Source organism: Streptomyces sp. NPDC037288 (assembly GCF_055603265.1).
Map to the genome: position 1 here is coordinate 1 of NZ_JBVJVY010000164.1, position 3,428 is coordinate 3,428.

At 66.1% G+C, this 3,428-nt stretch carries 4 protein-coding genes and 2 pseudogenes; 3 read left to right on the plus strand and 3 right to left on the minus strand.

The window, feature by feature from the left end; genetic code table 11:
- On the plus strand, positions 1-342 hold a 342-nt coding region (locus ACZ7GZ_RS42770; protein ID WP_471033222.1), incomplete at its 5' end, for a DDE-type integrase/transposase/recombinase.
- Complete coding sequence (locus ACZ7GZ_RS42775) at positions 339-671, plus strand: integrase core domain-containing protein (RefSeq protein ID WP_471033224.1); 333 nt, start codon at positions 339-341, stop codon at positions 669-671. The genes ACZ7GZ_RS42770 and ACZ7GZ_RS42775, both read left to right, overlap by 4 nt.
- 26 nt (positions 672-697) lie before the next feature.
- Here the strand turns inward: ACZ7GZ_RS42775 and ACZ7GZ_RS42780 are convergent.
- Positions 698-1,884: pseudogene (locus ACZ7GZ_RS42780) on the minus strand (IS30 family transposase); the annotation flags it as partial.
- 136 nt (positions 1,885-2,020) lie between these two features.
- Between ACZ7GZ_RS42780 and ACZ7GZ_RS42785 the strand changes: the two are divergent.
- Positions 2,021-2,224 (plus strand): annotated as a pseudogene (locus tag ACZ7GZ_RS42785) (integrase core domain-containing protein); the annotation flags it as partial.
- Between the two features lie 21 nt (positions 2,225-2,245).
- On the opposite strand, the gene ACZ7GZ_RS42790 reads toward ACZ7GZ_RS42785, so the two are convergent.
- Both ACZ7GZ_RS42790 and ACZ7GZ_RS42795 read right to left on the minus strand, forming a co-directional pair.
- A complete protein-coding gene (locus tag ACZ7GZ_RS42790; protein ID WP_471033225.1) occupies positions 2,246-2,509 on the minus strand; it encodes a DDE-type integrase/transposase/recombinase in 264 nt (87 codons plus the stop codon).
- A 148-nt stretch (positions 2,510-2,657) separates the two neighbouring features.
- Complete coding sequence (locus ACZ7GZ_RS42795; RefSeq protein ID WP_471033227.1) at positions 2,658-2,819, minus strand: hypothetical protein; 162 nt, start codon at positions 2,817-2,819, stop codon at positions 2,658-2,660.
- Positions 2,820-3,428 lie beyond the last annotated feature (609 nt).

A 3,428-nucleotide genomic window follows, 5' to 3' on the forward strand; every position in this document is an offset into this window, starting at 1 on the left:
GTCGAACGCCTCATGCGTGAACTCGGCATCACCGGCGCGGTCCGCGGCAAGAAGGTGATCACCACGATCTCCGACGCGAGCGCCCAGCGGGCTCCTGACCTCGTGGACCGCGACTTCGTCGCCCGGGCTCCGAACCGGTGCTGGGTGGCCGACTTCACCCACGTCGCCACCTTCGCCGGCGTCGTCTATGTCGCCTTCGTCGTGGACACCTTCTCCCGCCGCATCGTCGGCTGGTCCGCGGCCACCTCGAAGGAGACACGCCTCGTCCTGGACGCCCTGCCCTGGAGATGGCCCTGTGGCAGCGCGACCGAGAACAACATCCGCACAACCAAGGCGAGTTGATACACCACAGCGATGCCGGGTCGCAGTACACGTCGTTCGCGCTCGCAGGGCACCTCCACCGGGCGGGTATCGCCGCGTCGACCGGATCGGTCGGCGACGCCTACGACAACTCCCTGACGGAGTCCACGATCGGCCTGTTCAAAACCGAGCTGATCAAGCCCCGCCGCCCCTGGAAGACACTCTCCGAGGTCGAGCTGGCCACCGCCGAGTGGGTCGACTGGTACTGCCACCACCGACTCCACGGTGAGATCGGGCACACCCCACCCGCCGAATACGAAACCAACTACTACAGCAAGACCGCAAAACACCAGGTCACAGTCAAGATCTAGAGTCTCGATCAAACCCGGAACGGTTCAGTGTTCTCGTTCGTGCCACGTTGCCAGGGGCTGTGCGGATCGGCGAAGTAGACGTGCAGTCCAGTGTCGATACGGAGCTGGGCATGCTGTGCCAGTTCCTTGCCGCGATCCCAGGTCAACGACCTGCGCAGCTGTGCGGGCAGCGTGGTGATCGTGGCGTCGATGGTGTCCTTGACGGCCTCAGCGCCCAGACCGGCCAGCGCAGGCCCGTTCTTCACCGCGGCTCGACGCCGAAGCCTTCCATCCGGGGCAGGCGTAGCAGCATGGTGAACCGGGTCGTGCGCTCGACCAGCGTGCCGATCGCGGACTTGTCGGTGCCGATGATGAGGTCACCCTCCCAATGTCCCGGCACTGCTCGGTCCTCGGCCTCGGCCGGCCGCTGGCTGATCATCACCTCCGGGGTAACGTGCCCATTCACCCGCCGTCGAGTACGGGCGCGAGGAACCCGCAACGCACGCCCGGTGCGCAAGCAGGCGACCAGCTCGCGCTTGAGCGCCCCGCGCCCCTGGACATAAAGTGCCTGATAGATCGCTTCGTGCGAGATGCGCATGGACCCATCATCAGGGAAGTCGACCTGCAGTCGGTGCGAGATCTGCTCTGGGCTCCGGGCGGTCGCCCATCGCCGGTCCTGGCGACGTGGTTTGTTGCGTCCCTTCCACGGTGTCGCCGCGGACCCCTCCACCGTTGTCCCGTCCACGCGCCGGATCTGGCCCGAGAGTCCTTCCTGCACGTAACCGCGCAACTGGTCGTTCTCAACCAGCTTGGCCGTCTTGGGACGTCGCGCCATCAGCTCGGCCTTCCACTGCGCGACGGACGCTCGATAGTCGAGCTTGCCTCCACGGGTGGCAGCGTTGCGGCGCAGCTCCCGGGAGATGGTCGAAGGATGGCGGCCGAGCCGACGGGCGATCTCTCTCACCCCGGCGCCCTGAGCCTTCAGCAGGGCGATCTCTTCGCGCTCTTCAAATGACAGGTAGCGGCCCGAGACCGGGATGCGCAGGAACGTCGGCATGCCGCCACGCTCCCGGAACCAACGACTGCCGGCCGCCTGCGACGCGCCGACCGCGATCGCGGCATCCTCGCTGGTAAGCCCTTTGCCGATCTCACGCCAGAACAACCGCTCCGCGTCGCGCCGCAGCGACGGCTTGCCCGGCGACTTCATCGGTGACCTACCGGTCAACTCCGTCATCCAACCCGCTGGCCTGCCCACCAACACCTCCATGAACGAGGTGTTGCCACGATCAGTTGAATCCGCCCAGTACACAAGTCAGCAGTTCGCCACACTGGCAACGGAGTTCGGCGTCCGTCTGTCGGCCGGCCGCACCGGGCAGTGCTGGGACAACGCGCTCGCCGAGTCGTTCTTCGCCACCATCAAACGGGAGTTGCTCGATAGGACCTCCTGGCCCAGCCGGGCCGCCGCCCGAACCGCGATCTTCGACTTCATCGAAGGCTGGTACAACTTGCACCGACTGCACAGCAGCCTCGGCTACCGCAGTCCCGCCGAATACGAGACCGCACTCGCAGCGTGACGACCACACCGACAGTGTCCGTCAAAGCGGAACAAGCTCACCTAGCCTCTGCCGCTGTGAAAGATCACGCCCTTTAACGGCGCCGCCGCGAGTGGTGGCGGCCATCTGCAGGGAGGCGACGACGAGCTCGGCATCATGACGCTGCCCCATCGCGTAGCCGGGCAGGCGGCGCGGGAACAGGCCGATCCCGGTGGCCAGGTAGAGCTTGCCGTCGCTGGTGAAGATCTCGGTCATGTCGCCGGCCCACACCTGGTCGGGGGCATCCGGGGTGAAGTCGCGACGCACGAAGTCCGGGGCTGCCGCCCGCCTGCCCGGGCCGGGTGAGCCCGCCTCGTCGGCGGATCTTCCGTCCGGCCAGGCCGAGGCCGGCCGTGGTCTTCGCGACGGTGTTCACCAAGATGCGCCATCCTTCCCGCACGAGCGTGATCCAGATCTACGGGGAGCCGTAGGTGCCGCCCGAGGCACCGAAGACGCACCTGATCACGTCGGCGAACTGGCCGCGCCGCACCTCGCGGGCAGTGACCAGCCTGTCCCGCCATTTGCAGAACCACGACTCGCTCACGCCGAGCACGCGGCATGCTGTGGTGTACGGAATGTTCTGCCCGGCCCTTGCAGCCGCTGATCACTCGGGCCAGCCGGGCCGGGTCCACCGCAGCTGCTTCACCCACAAGGCCATGCAGCGTTCGAAGACATCATGTTCCGTCTCCACCTCACGGATGCGCTTGTCCTTCTCGCTCATCTCCCGACGTAGCCGCTCTAGCTCAGCGCGTTCACCATCGCGCAGCCGACCGCCCCAGGCAACGGCCGCAGGCCGGCCGAACCGTTTTCCTCCAGCGTGAGACTCAGCTGTGCAACGTCCCGGGATGGCCCCCGAGATCCACGGCGACCCCAGGGACCGGCTTCCCGGTCTCGGCCACGAGACCTACAGCACCTTCACGGAACCGTGCACCGCACCTCTCTTGCTTGAACCCCATGAACCTCACCTCCCCCTGATATCACGGACTCCACACTCCGAGGGAACCTTCAGGCGTCCATCGACACCCACGACTGGATCACCTGTTAGTTCCTGCCGCATACACACCAGACCTCAACCCCGACAACACGTCCTTGAGATCGTCTTCAAAGGTGGCCAGGTGATGAGGGATCATGCTTGCCGTGGTGCGTCGTCATGAGCTTTCGGATGCCGAGTGGGCTGTGCTGTCCC